Origin of the sequence: Microbacterium sp. CCNWLW134, from assembly GCF_037083565.1 — a bacterium.
Classification (GTDB): Bacteria; Actinomycetota; Actinomycetes; order Actinomycetales; family Microbacteriaceae; genus Microbacterium.
In genome coordinates, this window is sequence record NZ_JBAOJU010000002.1 from 925,500 (window position 1) to 940,486 (window position 14,987).

Consider the following 14,987-nt stretch of genomic DNA (forward strand, 5'->3'; position numbering starts at 1 on the left):
CGGTGTGGGACATGCGGATCCTGCACACCTCCGACTGGCACATCGGGAGGTCGTTCCACGGCCATTCCACCCTCGATGCGCTGCGTGGCGTGCTCGACGCGCTGATCACCCAGGTGCGTGAGAACGATGTCGATCTGGTGATCGTGGCGGGGGATGTCTTCGACTCGGCGGCGCCGGCCGCCGACTGCTATCGACTGCTCACCGATGCCCTCGTGGGCATCAGCGACGCCGGTGCCCGTGTGGTGGTCACCAGCGGCAACCACGACTCCGCGGCGCGGCTGGGGTTCCAGGCCGGTCTGCTGCGCGACGGGATCCACGTCCTCACCGACCCCGCCGACGTCGGCAGACCCGTGACCATCGACGACGAGCACGGTCCGGTGCACGTCTACGGCATCCCGTTCCTCGAACCGTCGCTCGTTCGTCACCTCTGGGCGGGCGTGGAGGTGCGGTCCCAGGCGCAGGCCCTCGATCAGGCGATCGGCCTCATCCGCACCGACCTCGCCGCGCGCGGGGGCCGCTCGGTGGCGATCGCGCACTGTTTCGCCGCGGGTGTGGAGCCGACCCCGAACCTCGAGCGCGACATCCAGCAGGGCGGGCTCGACGTGGTGCCGCTCGCGTCTTTCGACGGGTTCGACTACGTCGCTCTCGGGCACATCCACGGGCGGCAGCGGCTGTCCGACGCGGTCCGCTACGCCGGGGCGCCGCTGCACTACAGCTTCGGCGAGGCCGACAAGCCGCGCGGTTCGTGGCTGATCGACCTCGACGCCGACGGACTCGCGGCCGTCACGTGGCTCGATCTCCCGGTGCCCCGCCGGCTGGTCACGCTGCGCGGGAGGCTCGACGATCTCCTCACCGCCGCCGAGTACGCCGCGTGGGAAGACGCGTGGGTGGGCGTGCAGTACACCGATCCGACCCCTCAGACCGATCCGATGCGGCGCCTGCGTGCGCGCTTCCCGCACTGCGCCACGGTGACGCACGCGCCCGAGGGGGCACGTGCGGACGACGGATCGACGTATGCCCGGCGCGTCCGAGCCGCCCGGAACGACCGTGAACTGATCGACGCGTTCCTCGCCCACGTCCGCGACGGCGAAGGCGCCGGCGATCGTGAGCGCGAGATCATCGCCGACGTCGTCGACGAGCGCGTCGCCGCAGAGGTCAGCGCGTGAAACTCCACCGCATCGAACTCGAGGGATTCGGGCCGTTCCGCGAGCGTCAGGTCGTCGATCTCGACGCCTTCGGGGCCGACGGCATCTTCCTCATCTCCGGGCGCACGGGGGCGGGCAAGTCGAGCGTGCTCGACGGCATCTGCTTCGCCCTCTACGGCGGTGTGCCGCGCTACGACGGTGCCGAGAAGCGGTTGCGCAGCGATCACTGCGGGCCGGATGACCCCACGAGCGTCGCCGTGGAATTCTCCACCGGGGGTCGTCGATTCCGCGTCACCCGATCACCGGACTACCCGCGTCGTAAGCGTCGGGGGGAGGGCTTCACCGTCGTCGCTGCCGACGCCGAGCTCGCCGAACTCGTCGACGGTGCATGGCGAGGACTCGCGAGCGGGCCCCGCCAGGTCGGGATGGAGCTCGACGAGATCCTGGGTCTCAGTCAGCAGCAGTTCCTGCAGGTGATCCTCCTCGCGCAGAACCGGTTCGCCGAGTTCCTCCTGGCGAAGAACGATGACCGGCAGAAACTGCTGCGGCGCCTCTTCGGCACCCGCACCTACGAGGACTACCTCCACGCCTTCGAGGAACGCCGGCGCGCCGTCGAGCGGGAGGTCGCCGACGCGACGGGGGCAGCCGTCTTGCTGTTGGGTGAGGCGGAGCGGCTGCTTCCCGTCGGAGAGCCGGATGAATCCTCCGGCGACGATGCCACGGACGATGCCGGCGCGTCGCCGCCGTCGAGCTCGCTCGCCGTGGGTGCACGTCTCGAGGCTGTCGAGCGGGGCGCGCAGCGCGCGGACTATCGCGCCGAGACCCTGCGCAACGCCCGCGACGCCGCCGAGGCCGCGCACCGCCGCGCAGAAGACCACCACGCAGGGGTGCTGCGCCTCCGCCAGATGCAGGAGGACCGGGCGCGCTCGCGTCGTGCGCTGGCCGAGCTGGAGGCCGAGATCCCGGCAGTCGACCTCGCGCGCCGCGAGCTTGCGACCGCGCGCGATGCCGAGGCGCTGCGCGCACCGCTCGACGCGGCCGACACAGCCGATGCCGAGCGCACGACCGCTGCGGCGACTGTGCAGATGCTGGTGGATGAGCTCAGAATCACGGGAGAGGACGACGATCTTTCCGCGTTCTCACTCGACGAGCTCGACGCCCTCGTGCTGGAGCTGACCGGAGATCTGGCGGTGTGGCGCGAGGCGCAGATCGTCGAGAAGACGATGGATGCCGCCGAGCGGGCGCTCGCGGACGACGTCGCCCGCATCCGCGACGAGGAGGAGCTGATCGCCCGTCTCGACGCCGATCGGGCGCGGATTCCCGTGCAGCGGGCCGCCGTCGGCGTGGAGCTGGCTCCGGTGCGCGACGCCGCCGCGGGTGTGGATGCCGCGCGCACGCGCCGCGACGAGGCGCAGGTCCGTCGCGACGCGGCCGCCCAGGCCGCCGATCTCGCTCCGCTCACGGTCATCGCCGAGGAGGCGTCGCTCGCTGCCGCCGAGGCTGCGGCGGCAGCGAACGAGGCCGTGGTGTCGCTGTTGCGCCGCCGTGCCGCCGACCGCGCCGGCTCGCTCGCCGCCGACCTCGTCGACGGTGAACCCTGCCCCGTGTGCGGATCGGCCGAACACCCGCATCCGGCGGAGCCGACGAGCGAACCCGTCTCCGACGGCGACATCGAGCGTGCCGAGGCGGCGCAGCAGCAGGCGGCCGAGCGGGCGCGCCGCGCGGCCGAGGAGTTCCGCGTCGCGCGCGAGGCGCACGCCGCCGCCGCGGCGCGGGCGAGTGGCCTCGAGCTCGATGACGCGGCGGCCGCGCTGGGCGCGGCAGAGGCTGCCGTCTCCGCCGGCGAAGCCGCCGTCGCCGAGCGCGATCGGCTCCTGGCGACGCTGGAGACGCTCACGGTGCTCGAGGCCGACGCCGCACAGGAGCGAGAGCGACTGGCCGCTCACCTCGCCGCCCTGCGCGAGGAGGTGTCCGCCCGCGAGGCGGAACTGCGCGAGAAGCGCCGCGTGGTCGCCGCGGCACGCGGCGACCACGACTCCGTCGCCGCGCGCGTTCACGCCACGACGCTGCGACGCGACCGCGCCACTCGTCTCGCCGCTGCCCGACGGGTCGGCGAGACCGCAGCGGCCGCGGCCGATCGCGCCGCGGTCGACCGTGACGGCCGGGTGGCGGCATCCGGCTTCCCCGACGTGGTCGCCGCACGTGACGCCCTGCGGACGGCTGCCGCGCGCGACGCGCTCGACGAACGCATCCGCACCCACGAGGCGGCGCTCCGCGCCGAGCGCGACCGTCTCCGCGACCTCGAGCTCGCCCTCGCGGGAGAGCCCGAGGAGCTCGTGGACGTCTCGGCGGCGGAATCGGCCCTCGTCGCCGCGCGCGACGCGTGGGTCGCCGCCGTCGACGCGGCCGCCGATGCCGGGGCGACCGCGGAGCGGCTCCGCACCCTGCGCGACCGCGCCCGCGCCGCCCTCGGCGACGTCGCGGAGCTCGCCGACGAGCACCAGATCGTCGCGCGGCTGGCCGACACCGTCGCCGGCCGCGCGCCCAACACCCACCGGATGACCCTGGAGTCGTTCGTCCTCGCCGCCGAACTGGAGGAGATCGTCGCCGCGGCGAATCTGCGGCTGGGCGACATGTCGTCGGGCCGATACCAGCTGCGGCACACCGACGCGCTCGCGGCCCGTGGTGCGGCGTCGGGTCTCGGCCTCGAGATCCTCGACGCGCACACCGGCGCCGCACGCCCCGCGCACTCGCTGTCGGGCGGCGAAACCTTCCTCGCGTCGCTCGCGCTCGCGCTCGGGCTCGCGGAGGTCGTCACCGCGCGCGCCGGCGGGGTGAGACTCGACACCCTGTTCATCGACGAGGGCTTCGGCTCCCTCGACGACGACACCCTCGAGCTGGCCATGGCGACGCTCGACGAACTCCGCCAGGGCGGGCGCACTGTGGGACTCATCAGCCACGTCGCGACGATGAAGGAACGCATCCCCGCGCAGCTGCACGTGCGGGCCACACCACAGGGGCCGAGCGTCATCCGGCAGGACGCCGCCGTCGCGGCATCCCTTCTCTCGGCCTGAGTGCCGAAAACCACATTCACCCCCAGACACCACGCGTCGGGCCGGTGTCTCGGCGCAGACGTGGTTTCTCGACGGCGGCCGCCCGGTCACCGGAGCACGGCGCGTCCTCCCCGCGCGGCCGGGCGTAGGCTATCCGGGTGAACAAGGGCACGATCTGGACCGTCATCGGAGTGATCGTCGCGATCGTCATCGCGTGGTTCCTCGTCAATATCCTCTTCTCGCTGCTCTGGTTCATCGGCAAGCTGATCGTCGTCGCCATCGTCGCGGTGATCGTCTTCTTCGTGCTCCGCGCCGTCTTCACCCGGGACGGGTCGGAGCGGCCGTGACCTCGAGCGCGCCGACGACTGCGATCATCCCGCTCTCGAACGCCCGCAAGTGGCAGGCGTTCTGGGTGTGCGTCGCCGTCGCCGCGCTCACGATCCTCGACCTCACCAAGGTCAACGTGGCCCTGCCGTCGATCGAGACGGGCCTGGGCGCCGGGTCGACCGAGGTCCAGCTCATCGTCTCGGGCTTCGTCCTGACCTTCGGCCTCACGCTCGTCCCGATGGGGCGACTCGGCGATCAGCGATCACGCCGCACCCTGTTCGTGGTCGGCCTGGCGCTGTACACCCTCACCAGCATCCTGTGCGCCCTCGCGCCCAATGCGCTGGTGCTGCTCATCGCGCGCCTGCTGCAGGGTGTCGCGGCCGGCATCCAGATGCCCCAGGTGCTCGGCACCGCCCAGGAGCTCTTCCAGGGGAAGGAGCGCGGCCGCGCGTTCGGTCTCTTCGGCGCGACGATCGGCATCGCCACCGCCTTCGGTCCCACGATCGGCGGTCTCCTCATCGCGCTCGGCGGAGAGACCGACGGCTGGCGCCTCATCTTCTGGATGAACGTGCCGCTCTGCCTCATCGCGATCGCGCTCGTGCTGTGGCTGCTGCCCGACACCCGCACCCCGTCGGCACGCAAGGTGCAGCTCGACCCCGTCGGCCTGCTGCTGTTCGGGCTGACCGTGCTCTCGCTGATGTGGCCGTTCCTCTTCACCACCGGGTCGCCCGACGACGACCCCGCCCGCTGGTGGCTGCTCGTCGCCTTCGCAGCCTTCCTCACGCTGTTCCTCCTCTGGGAGCGCCGGTACGCGGCGCGCGGCGGTCAGCCGCTCATCCCGCTGAAACTCTTCCGCATCAGCTCGTACCGCAACGGCACGATCATCCAGACGACCTACTTCACGGCGCTTCCTGCGCTCTTCCTGCTGACGACGCTCTACCTGCAGTTCGGACTCGGCCTCGAGCCCGTCTTCGCCGGCATGGTCTCGATCGGTTTCGCGCTTGCGAGCGCGATCGCGTCGTGGGTCGGCGGCAACCTGGTGACCCGATTCGGGCGCCCCGTGGTGGTTTTCGGCGTCGTGGGAGTGCTGGTCTCGGTGGTCGGGCTCGTGACCGCCGCCGTCTTCTCCGCTCCCGCCCTCACGCCGTACCTGATGGCCGCGGTGATGATCGTCGGCGGCTTCGGCGGTGGTCTCGTCATCGCGCCGAACCAGACCCTCACTCTCGCCGAGATCCCCGTCAAGCAGGGCGGTGTCGCCGGCTCGGTGGGCCAGCTCGGCCAGCGCATCGGCACCGCCGTGGGCACCGCGGTCGCGCTCTCGCTCTTCTACGCCACGATCAACCGCGAGCAGGGCACCGCCGATGACCTCGTCGTCTATCACGACGCGTATCTGTTCGGGATGCTGTCGGTCGCCGCTTTCCTCACCCTCGCCCTGATCGTGTCGATCCTCGACCTCGCCAAGCGCAAGGCGGCGGCCGCCGAGAGCTGACCGCCCGCCGCGGCTCACCTCGCCGGGCCGTCCTGCCGCCTCGCCGAGTGTCCGGCTTCGGAGATGCGAGCGGACGTCGGAGCGCGACGTCCGCTCACTCCGAAGTTCGCCCGATTCTCCGAAGCGCCTACCGGCCGCGTCGTCGCCTGGCCGCGATTCCACCGCTCTCAGGTGAGGCGATAGCCGACCCCGCGCATCGTCTCGATGCGGCCCGGGCCGAGCTTCTGGCGCAGATAACCGATGTAGACGTCGACGACGTTCGAGCCGGGGTCGAAGTCGAACCCCCAGACCCGGCTCAGCAGCTGCTCGCGGCTGAGCACCTGCCCGGCATGGCGCACGAGCTCCTCGGCGAGGGCGAACTCCCGGGCCGACAGCTCCACCGCGGTTCCGCCCACGTGCGCACGCCGGGTGCGGATGTCGAGCACCAGGTCGCGGTGGTTCACCTGCGTGGGGGCGACGGTCTCATCGCGGCGCATGCGCAGTCGGATCCGTGCGACCAGCTCGTCGAAGCGGAACGGCTTGCCGAGGTAGTCGTCGGCGCCGCCCTCGAGGCCGGCGACGGTGTCTTCGAGCTCCACTCGAGCGGTGAGCATGATGACCGGCATCGACGATCCGCTGCCGCGGAGTTCTTCGAGCACCCGGAAGCCGTCCATGCCCGGCAGGTTCACGTCGAGCACCAGCAGGTCGAACTCACCACTGAGCGCAAGGGTCAGCGCTTCGGGGCCGGTGGGCGCGACGCGCGTGGCGAACCCCGCGGCGCGCAGACCCTTGTCGATGAATCCCGAGATGCGGGCCTCGTCATCGGCGATCAATATGGATGCCACGTCGTCCTCCTCACGCGCTCACTTCGGCGTCGGGCCGCCGCGGCCCCGATCCTCCGGCGCCACCGGGCGTACCCGCGGCGGCCCACGCGGGCAGCGGCGGTCGCGGCGGGATGACCAGCCGGGGCGTCGGCCCGTCGACCACGGGCAGCGACATCACGAAGAGGGCGCCGCCGTCCGCGGCATCCTCCACCCTCGCCCGACCACCGTGAGCGCGAGCGATCACCTGCACGATGTTGAGGCCGAGTCCGCTCCCCGCCTGTTCGGCCGAGGCTGCACCGCGGTGGAAGCGGTCGAAGATCGCGGCCTTCTCGCCATCGGGCACGCCCGGACCGAAGTCGCGCACCGAGATCTCCAGCTGATCGCCTACGCGCCGGCTCGAGAGCACCATGCGTCCACCGCCGTGGGTCACCGCGTTCTGGGCCAACTGGAGCACCGCCTGGGTCACCCGAGCGGCGTCGAGCACGGCGACCACTTCGGCGAAACCTCCGACCCCCACCTCCGCTCCCGCGATGCCCTCGGCCTTGCGGGTGATCTGGCGCATGAGATCCGCGGCGTCCAGCGGCACGGGCTTCACCGGGGCCGGCCCGTGCAGGGCTGCGGTGGCGGCGAGGTCCTGGACCAGTCGACCCATCCGTTCCAGCTCATCGACGGCGAGGTCACGGGTTTCGCGCACATCGGTCGGGCTGTCAGGGTCGACCACCTCGAGATAGCCGCGCACGATCGTGATCGGCGTCTTCAGCTCGTGCCCGACGTCGCTGAGCAGCCGGCGCTGTGACTCGAGGGCCTGATCGAGGCGGTCGAGCATGTCGTTCATGGTGCGCGCGAGCTCTGAGACGTCGTCTCGTCCCGAGATCGGCAGGCGCTCCGACAGTGACTGTGCCGACACCCGCTCGGCGGTTTCGCGCATCTGGCGGAGTGGCCGCAGCAGGCGCCCGGTCACGAGCGCGGCCACAGCACCGATGGCGATGAGCGTGATGGTGCTGGCGATGATCCACACGCGTGCGGCCGCGTCGATCTCGGCGAGCTCGGCGTCGAGGTCGTAGGCGATGACGAACACCGCGTCCTCTCCGCTTCCCGTCACGGCGCTGCCCTCGACCGCCACCTCGATCGGGGTTGCAAGGAAGCGCCACGTCACCCCGTCTTCGGCATACGTTCCGATGTACGGCTCTCCGCCGGCGGTCACCCCGTTCACATGGGCGACGAAGCCGGCCGCGTCGCGCAGATCGACATCGAGCGGCACGCCCGGCACGAGGCGCGGTTCCCCGGCGACCAGGCCCATCACGCCGGTGTTGTCATCGGGTGCTGCGCGCTGCACGACAGCGGCGAGGGCGCTCTCGGTCGACGCCCAGGTGCCGGTGTCGGCGTCGCCCTGCTCGACGAGGAACCTGGCGGCTTCGAGGTTCGCGCTGAGGAGGTCGTCGACCTGACGGAGGATCCGTCCGCGTTCTTCGAGGTACACCGCGGCGCCCACGACGACCATGCCGAGACCCGCAACGAGCGTGATGGCGAGGATGATCCGGGCCCGCACCGACAGCACCGGCAACCGGCGGCGGCTCGGCGGGGTCGGCGGGGGAGTCACCCCTCCAGTATCGAGGGGAGCCCTGCTCGGCCGTCGAAGCCTAAGAGAGGTCTCATGACCGAGCCGCGGCATCCGTGCTGGAATCGGAGGATGACCCTCTCCACATCCGCGGGTGAGGCCGAGCTGCTGCGCGACGCGCTCGAGCTCGCCGCCGACACCCCGGTGGTGCTCATCAGCCGCGAGCCGTTCGGTGCGGGGTCGATCACCGGTTTCGAGGTGACTCCTGCGGGCTCCGCGTCGATGACCTACTTCGTCGACACGTCGCGCAGAGTGGTGATCGAGGAGACCGGGATGCTGCTGGGCAGCCCCGCGGCGCCCGAGTGCCGCATCTGGGTCCACCCCGCCGACCCGTATCTGCCGGCGCTCGCGCCGGCCGCGTTCTCGCAGGCAGCGGAGACCCTTCTCGCCCGGCTCGGCATCACCGCCATCGCGCCGCCGCGCATCGTCGGCTACCGCGCCGGGCGGCGGGCGGTGCTGCGGGTCGACGTCGAGGACGGCGCGCGATGGATCAAGGTGGTGCCGCCGAGCCGTCTGGACCGCATCGTCGGAACGCACCGGAGCCTCGCCGACGCGGGCATCCCGATGGCTGACCTGGTCGGCTGGTCATCGGACGGCCTCATCGTGCTCGACCAGGCGCGGGGGACCGCAGCTCCGGATGTCGTGTGGCAACCGCCTGCGTTGCTCGACGCCGTCGATCGGCTGCGTGAGGCCCTCGCCACGGTGCCCCTCGACCATGCGGCGCGGGTCGGGCTCGCTGACCGGCGCGACTGGTACGCCGCGCGCTTCCGCGACGGAGCCGACCCGGTCCGGGCCGCGCGCGTGGCGCGCCTGCTCGACAGGATCGCGCGTGTCTGGCGAGACGTCGATCCGCGCGTGACCGTGCACGGTGACCTGCACTTCGGCCAGCTGTTCCTCGATGATGAGGGCGCCATCTCGGGCCTCATCGACGTCGACACCACCGGCCGCGGCGACCCCGCCGACGACGCGGCAGCCTTCATCGCGCACGCCGTTGCGAGCGCGTATCTCACCCCCGAAGACCGTGACGAGCGCGTGTGGGAACTCGCACGTGGCGCGCTCGCGCGGTGGGGGAGCGATCCGGTGCGGGCACGGGTCGCGACCCTGCTTCTCGGGCAGGTGCTCGGTGCCCAGGAACGCGATCGCCGAGAAGACCGACAGGACGGTGCCGCGGATGACCTCCTCACCCTCGCGGAGGAGGTGCTCGATCCCTCCGGGAAGGTGCGTCGCCCTGTCGCCTCGAGAACGTAAGAGGTGTCTCATGAACGCCTTGGAAACGGCTTAGTCGGGCTCGGCATGCTGGAATCACCGCCGGGGCCGACCCCCCGGAGTCCCGGCGGACAGACGAAGGAGAACAGACATGGCCCAGAAGAAGTGGCTCACCTACGGCATCGCCGGCGCGATGGGACTGACCCTCGTCGGCGGCGCAGCCGCCGCCACCGCCGCCTCGATGAACCTGCAGTCCACCGATGGCACCACCGTCCCGGGCGGATCGATCGTCGGCCCGGGCGGGTCGGTCCTCGACCGCACCGGCGTGCAGATGAGCGTCACCGACACCTCGGCCACCGTGGTGTCAGCCACCTCGCCGACGCCCTCGCCCACGAGCGTGCCCTCGCCCGCGAGCCCGGCCGCACCCTCGAGCACGGTCTCGGTCGTGAGCGCCCCCACCCCGGTACCCCCGCCCGCGCCTGCCCCGGCCCCGGCCGCTCCCGCCCCCGCGCCCCCCGCACCTGCCCCCGCCCCGGTCGATTCGCCGGCGTCGGCGGCGTCGGTCGGCTCGGTGGCGTCGGCGAACAGCTGACCCAGCCCCCCACACGCAGAGGGGATGACCGCGAGGTCATCCCCTCTGTGCGTACGTGCGCGCGTTACGTTCTCGTTGCGACTCGCGCACGTTCCGCGCCACGCGCCCGACCCCGACGTAATGTGAAGCATGGTGTCACTATCCGCTTCTGGAACCGTCGTCGCCGTCGTGGGATCCGCCTCGGAGGAGGCGCTGCACGTTCTCTCCAGCGTCCCGGGCGTGGAGACTCTCAGCCTGCAGGGGAGCGAGCCGGCTCTCGGCGCGCGGCGCATCGCCGCCGCATCCGCCCCTCTCGTGGTCCACGATGCCGACCCTCTCGAGCACGTCGCGGCCGCCTGGGTCGAACTGTTCGAGGCCCGCTCGACCCTTGGTGTGCTCGAGGTCGAGGTCGAGAACGCCCTCGCCCAGTTCGACGAGGGCGCGGCCATCATGCCCGATTACTACATCGTGCTCGACCCCGCCGACGCCGACGACACGTGGCGGCACTGGTGGTGCGGTGCGCTCGGATACCGCGCTCCGCGTCGTGTGCTGCCGGCAGCGTCGCCGACGTCGCCGAGGGATGCTGCGCTGCGGCGCCTTCTCGCGGCTCTGCCGTCGTCGCGCCCCTGGCCGGAGCCCGAGACGTGGCTGCCGCGGCTCGCCTTCGACATCCCCGACCGTGTCGGGGTGCGCGACACCGGGCTCTGACGTTCGGCCGGCCTCGTTGCGCACGCGGGATGCGTCTCCGACGCTGCGGACGCCGTCCTCAGCCCAGAGCAGGTCAGTCCACAGCACCCAGCGGCCGCAGGAGGAGGGTCGACTCGCGGGCCGGAGGCCGGGTCATCGCCCGCACGCCGGCATCTTCGCCATATCGAGCCCGAAAGGCCGCGTCGACGTCGCCGGGTGGCTCGGAGGCGGGCGTGACGGCGACCCCGATGCGGAGACCGCCCACGTCGATCTCCGCGCGTCCGGTCCGAAGCGCACCCCGGTACCAGGCGCCGTCGAGACCGCGGAGCGACCGGACGAGCTCGGCGTCGCCGACCCGAACGTGGCCGATCGTCGCGAACCGTCCGACCGAGCCGTCGGTGCGCGACGCCGCGATGCGGATCAGCGGTGATCGGTCGAGCGCCCGGCGCTCGGCGGGTTCCCACGTGCGGACGCTGGCGTGATCGCGCACGGGCACTGCGCCCGTCACAGGTACTCGCCGTAGAACCGCACCAGGCGGTCCACCGCGGCGTCGACGTACTCGGGCACGTCGTACATGTCGTAGTGCCCCGCCCCTGCGACGACCATGAGATCCACGGGGTTCGGGGCGAGCTTGAGCAGCTCCATTCCCGCCTCGAACTGCCGGGTGTTGCCGCGCCTCCCGCCGACGATCACCTGGAGTGGCTGGGTCAGCAACGGGTCGACGAGGTGGAAGGCGTCGAAACCCAGCAGCAACGAGTCACTCCGTGTCAGGCGCCTGTTGGTCGAGCGCTCGTGGCGCCCGCGTTCGGTGCGGTAGAAGGTGATCGCCTGGGTCGTATCGATGTCGGTCGCGCCGACCGCCGCGGCATCCTCGAGCGTGTCCGGCAGCCAGTTCAGCCGGTGGAGATCGCCCGTCCGGTTCTCTTCGAGCCGGTCGCCCGCGAGGGTGTCGAGGTCGCCGATGGCACCGCTCTGTTGCATCGCCCGCCATGACGTGCCCATGTTGCCCGCGACCACGGTGCCGAGGGCTCTGATCCGATGGTCTGTGCGCGCGGTGTAGACGGCATAGCCGCCGCCCGCGCAGATCCCCAGCGCGCCCACGCGCGATTCATCCGCCTCGGGGATGCCGGCGAGTGCGTCGATGACGAAGGATATGTCCTCGCTGCGCTGGTACGGGTCTTCCAGGTCGCGCCGGTCGCCACCGCTCGCACCCTGGTGGGCTGGATCGAAGGTGATCGCGGCGAGCCCGCGGGATGCCAAGCGGGAGGCGTAGTTGGCGCCGATCTGTTCCTTCACGCTGCTGCCGGGTGTGGACAAGACGACGGTCGGAAGGGGCGCTGCGGCGCCGGCGATGTCGTCGGGGAGATGGAGGTCGGCCGCGAGCTCGATCGGACCGCGCGGGATCGTGAGGTGCCTCAGCATCGACGCGCCACCGTTCTTCTAGTATTCGAGGTGCTGCACCCCGACAAGAAGGTACAGCTTTGAAGTAGTACGAAACTGTATCATCTTGGAGGCGCCGTGGTCACCGACGCTGCGCAGCTGTGGAAGCTGAACCACCGCCTCCTCACCCTCGTGCTGAACGCCTGCAGCGGGCGCTTCGCCGAACTCGGGATCGAGCCGAAAGAGTTTTTCGTCCTCGCCGAGGTTGCTACCTCGCCCTACCCGGCGGAGCTGGCGTCCGCGCTGGCCACGCCGAAAGCGAGCGTCACCGTATACGTTCGCAACCTCGTCGCCAAGGGGCTGATCACCCGCGAGATCGACGCAGGCGATCTCCGCAGGCACCGCCTCCTGCTCACGCCCGCAGGTGAAGCGACGCGGGATCAAGCGTCCGAGGCACTCGCGATGGAGTTCGAGACGAGGCTCGGGGTGCTGAGCACCGCCCAGCGGGACCAGCTTGAAAGCCTTCTGCAGCTCGTTCTCTCTCCTGAGAGCGGCGCGGCGCCCTAGTCTCGATCAGTCGCCGGCGAACTGCGGCAGCGCCGCGTCGAGCTCGGCCAGCCACGCTGCGGCGTTGCCATCCGACGGCGCGCGCCAGTCACCCCGCGGTGACAGCGAGCCTGCGGGCGAGACCTTCGGTCCGTTCGGGATCGCCGACCGCTTGAACTGGGCGAAGGCGAAGTAGCGCTGCAGGAAGTTCCGCAGCCACCGCACGATCTCGGGAAGCTCGTAGGCGTACCGGTCGTCGGTGGGGAAGCCGGGCGGCCACGCCCCAGCATCGGGATCTCTCCACGCGCGTTCGGCGAGGAAGGCGATCTTCGACGGCCGCAGGCCGTAGCGCAGCACGTGGAACAGTGTGAAGTCGTTGAGCGAGTAGGGGCCGATCTTGCTCTCGGTCGACTGGATCTCACCATCCTCGCCCGCCGGCACGAGTTCGGGGCTGATCTCGGTGTCGAGCACCGACTGCAGCACCTCGACCGCTCGATCGGACAGCGCCGTCGACCCGCCCTCGGTCGCCGGTCGCGAGATCACCCAGCGGATGAGGTGCTGGATGAGCGTCTTCGGCACCCCGGCGTTGACGGCATAGTGGCTCATCTGATCGCCGACGCCGTAGGTCGCCCACCCGAGCGCCAGTTCGGACAGGTCGGAGGTGCCGATGACGATGCCGCCGTTCTGGTTTGCCAGGCGGAACAGGAAGTCGGTGCGGATGCCGGCCTGCACGTTCTCGAACGTGACGTCGTAGACCGGCTCGCCACCCGAGAACGGGTGGTCGATGCCCTTCAGGATCTCGGTCGCGGCGGGCCGGATGTCGATCGTTTCGATCGAGGCGCCGATGGCCTCGGCGAGGGCGATGGCGTTGGATTTCGTGTGATCCGAGGTCGCGAACCCCGGCATCGTGTAGGCGAGGATGTCGCTGCGCGGGCGTCCCATCCGATCCATCGCCCGCGCCACGACGAGGAGGGCGTGCGTGGAGTCGAGTCCGCCGCTCACGCCGATGACCGGCTTCGGCCCGCCGATCGCGCGCATCCGCTGCTCGAGGCCCGAGACCTGGATGTTGAACGCTTCGTAGCAGTCCTGGGCGAGGCGTGCGGGATCGTCAGGTACGAACGGGAAGCGGTCGAGCACGCGTCGGAGGCCGATGTCGCGCGCCGGCGGGTCGAGGCGGAAGTGCACGGTGCGGAACATCACGTCAGCGTGCAGGGTGCGGCGATTGTCGTCGAAGGTGCCCTGTCGCATCCGGTCCTGGCGGAGCCGATCGAGATCGATGTCCGCCACCGCGTGGCGGGGTCCGTCGGGGAAGCGCTCGGTTTCGGCGAGCAGGTTGCCGCCCTCGTAGATCATCGTCTGCCCGTCCCACGACAGGTCGTTGGTCGACTCGCCCATGCCTGCCGCGGCATACACGTAGCCGGCGAGGCAGCGCAGCGACTGCGATCGGCAGAGGTCTTTCCGGTCGTCGGCGCGTGCGATCGTGATCGGGCTGCCCGAGAGGTTCAGCAGCACCGTGGCACCCGCGAGCGCCGCCGAGGACGACGGCGGAATGGGCACCCAGAGGTCTTCGCAGACCTCGGCATGGATCACGAGATCGGGCACGTCGAGCGCTTCGAAGAGCAGGTCGGGCCCGAAGGGCGCCTGGAGAGAGCCGACCTGGATGTCTTCGCCGCGCTGGTCGTCTCCCGGTGCGAACCAGCGCCGCTCGTAGAACTCGCGGTACGTCGGAAGGTACGACTTCGGCGCGACACCGAGCAGTTCGCCGCGGTGGATCACGACCGCGCAGTTGTAGAGGCGGTTGCGGTGCCGAAGAGGCGCGCCGACGACGAGCACGGGCATGAGATCTTCGGATGCCGCGACGAGCGCTTCGACGGCGGTGACCACGCCGTCGAGCACGGCGTCTTGGAGGAAGAGGTCGTCGATGGCGTATCCCGTGAGACACAGCTCGGGGAAGAGCGCGACGGCGACCGCGTCAGCGTCGAGCGCGCGAACGGTCTCGAGAACCGCGGCGGCATTGGTCGCCGGGTCGGCGATGGCGACCGGGATGGTGCAGGCCGCGGCGCGTGCGAAGCCGTGACGGTAGGCGCTCTCGAACGGCAGGCTCATGCCCTCAGTCTGGCAGGCGGGTCTCGTCCGGCAAGCCCCCGTGCGGCGGTCGTCTG

At 71.1% G+C, this 14,987-nt stretch carries 13 protein-coding genes; 8 read left to right on the forward strand and 5 right to left on the reverse strand.

Annotation, left to right across the window (positions count from 1 at the left end; genetic code table 11):
- The first annotated feature begins 11 nt into the window (after positions 1-11).
- The 4 genes from V6S02_RS14995 to V6S02_RS15010 all read left to right on the forward strand — a co-directional run bounded on the left by V6S02_RS14995 (position 12) and on the right by V6S02_RS15010 (position 6,014).
- Positions 12-1,166, forward strand: coding sequence for an exonuclease SbcCD subunit D (locus V6S02_RS14995; protein WP_336401489.1), 1,155 nt, complete (start codon positions 12-14; stop codon positions 1,164-1,166).
- The gene (locus V6S02_RS15000) at positions 1,163-4,219 is read left to right on the forward strand and encodes an SMC family ATPase (protein ID WP_336401490.1); all 3,057 of its coding nucleotides are present in this window, start codon (positions 1,163-1,165) and stop codon (positions 4,217-4,219) included. The genes V6S02_RS14995 and V6S02_RS15000 overlap by 4 nt, the downstream gene beginning before the upstream one ends.
- A gap of 137 nt (positions 4,220-4,356) precedes the next feature.
- The gene (locus V6S02_RS15005; RefSeq protein ID WP_124294112.1) at positions 4,357-4,545 is read left to right on the forward strand and encodes a hypothetical protein; all 189 of its coding nucleotides are present in this window, start codon (positions 4,357-4,359) and stop codon (positions 4,543-4,545) included.
- Complete coding sequence (locus V6S02_RS15010; protein WP_124294111.1) at positions 4,542-6,014, forward strand: MFS transporter; 1,473 nt, start codon at positions 4,542-4,544, stop codon at positions 6,012-6,014. Before V6S02_RS15005 ends, V6S02_RS15010 begins: the two co-directional genes overlap by 4 nt.
- Positions 6,015-6,181: 167 nt before the next feature.
- Here the strand turns inward: V6S02_RS15010 and V6S02_RS15015 are convergent, their stop codons facing one another.
- A complete protein-coding gene (locus V6S02_RS15015; protein ID WP_124294110.1) occupies positions 6,182-6,838 on the reverse strand; it encodes a response regulator transcription factor in 657 nt (218 codons plus the stop codon).
- 10 nt (positions 6,839-6,848) lie between these two features.
- A complete protein-coding gene (locus V6S02_RS15020; protein ID WP_336401491.1) occupies positions 6,849-8,417 on the reverse strand; it encodes a sensor histidine kinase in 1,569 nt (522 codons plus the stop codon).
- Between the two features lie 90 nt (positions 8,418-8,507).
- Between V6S02_RS15020 and V6S02_RS15025 the strand changes: the two genes are divergently transcribed.
- From V6S02_RS15025 to V6S02_RS15035, 3 genes are all read left to right on the forward strand, one after another.
- On the forward strand, positions 8,508-9,683 hold the full coding sequence (locus tag V6S02_RS15025; RefSeq protein WP_336401492.1) for a phosphotransferase: 1,176 nt from the start codon (positions 8,508-8,510) through the stop codon (positions 9,681-9,683).
- Between the two features lie 109 nt (positions 9,684-9,792).
- A complete protein-coding gene (locus V6S02_RS15030) occupies positions 9,793-10,233 on the forward strand; it encodes a hypothetical protein (protein ID WP_336401493.1) in 441 nt (146 codons plus the stop codon).
- 129 nt (positions 10,234-10,362) lie between these two features.
- Positions 10,363-10,920: a hypothetical protein gene (locus V6S02_RS15035; RefSeq protein WP_336401494.1), complete on the forward strand. Its 558-nt coding sequence runs from the start codon at positions 10,363-10,365 to the stop codon at positions 10,918-10,920.
- Between the two features lie 73 nt (positions 10,921-10,993).
- On the opposite strand, the gene V6S02_RS15040 is transcribed toward V6S02_RS15035, so the two are convergent.
- Positions 10,994-11,407, reverse strand: a complete 414-nt coding sequence (locus V6S02_RS15040; protein WP_336401495.1) for a DUF2255 family protein — start codon at positions 11,405-11,407, stop codon at positions 10,994-10,996.
- Positions 11,404-12,321 carry an alpha/beta hydrolase gene (locus V6S02_RS15045; RefSeq protein WP_336401496.1) on the reverse strand — a complete coding sequence of 306 codons (918 nt, stop codon included), beginning with the start codon at positions 12,319-12,321 and terminating at the stop codon, positions 11,404-11,406. The genes V6S02_RS15040 and V6S02_RS15045 overlap by 4 nt, the downstream gene beginning before the upstream one ends.
- Positions 12,322-12,417: 96 nt before the next feature.
- On the opposite strand from V6S02_RS15045, the gene V6S02_RS15050 reads away from it, so the two are divergent.
- A complete protein-coding gene (locus V6S02_RS15050; RefSeq protein ID WP_336401497.1) occupies positions 12,418-12,846 on the forward strand; it encodes a MarR family winged helix-turn-helix transcriptional regulator in 429 nt (142 codons plus the stop codon).
- A gap of 6 nt (positions 12,847-12,852) precedes the next feature.
- On the opposite strand, the gene V6S02_RS15055 is transcribed toward V6S02_RS15050, so the two are convergent.
- Positions 12,853-14,931 carry an NAD(+) synthase gene (locus tag V6S02_RS15055; protein WP_336401498.1) on the reverse strand — a complete coding sequence of 693 codons (2,079 nt, stop codon included), beginning with the start codon at positions 14,929-14,931 and terminating at the stop codon, positions 12,853-12,855.
- Positions 14,932-14,987 lie beyond the last annotated feature (56 nt).

Bases quoted from the DNA above. Each gene is read 5' to 3' on its own strand.
- V6S02_RS15045 (WP_336401496.1), bottom strand. From the start codon at position 12,321: ATGCTGAGGCACCTCACGATCCCGCGCGGTCCGATCGAGCTCGCGGCC.
- V6S02_RS15025 (WP_336401492.1), top strand. From the start codon at position 8,508: ATGACCCTCTCCACATCCGCGGGTGAGGCCGAGCTGCTGCGCGACGCG.
- V6S02_RS15055 (WP_336401498.1), bottom strand. From the start codon at position 14,931: ATGAGCCTGCCGTTCGAGAGCGCCTACCGTCACGGCTTCGCACGCGCC.
- V6S02_RS15035 (WP_336401494.1), top strand. From the start codon at position 10,363: ATGGTGTCACTATCCGCTTCTGGAACCGTCGTCGCCGTCGTGGGATCC.
- V6S02_RS14995 (WP_336401489.1), top strand. From the start codon at position 12: ATGCGGATCCTGCACACCTCCGACTGGCACATCGGGAGGTCGTTCCAC.
- V6S02_RS15030 (WP_336401493.1), top strand. From the start codon at position 9,793: ATGGCCCAGAAGAAGTGGCTCACCTACGGCATCGCCGGCGCGATGGGA.